1 pseudogene is annotated in these 255 nt (G+C 62.0%); it reads right to left on the bottom strand.

Annotated features, from left to right (window positions below):
* Window positions 1-255, bottom strand: a pseudogene (locus H9S92_RS00145) (hypothetical protein); the annotation flags it as partial.

The raw sequence follows: 255 nt of genomic DNA on the forward strand, positions 1-255 counted from the left end.
TCCAGCCCCGGAACTCCGGTCTGCATTGACCATCCCGAAGGGGTAGTAATCCAGCACCGACTGTACGGTCACTGCGCCCGTGGGGCTGGTGCGGAAGGTGACCCTAGTATTTCCCAGATGATCCCGCAGCACATATTCGTACACCCAGGTGGAGCCTACCTTCAGCGCGCGCCCTTCCTCGTGGTAGATGGCCGTGGCTTGTTGGTTGCTATACTCGATCTCGCCGAAATAGTCGCGCCGGGGGGCACCGCCCGC

This window comes from Neolewinella lacunae (genome assembly GCF_014349155.1).
Lineage (GTDB): Bacteria > Bacteroidota > Bacteroidia > Chitinophagales > Saprospiraceae > Neolewinella > Neolewinella lacunae.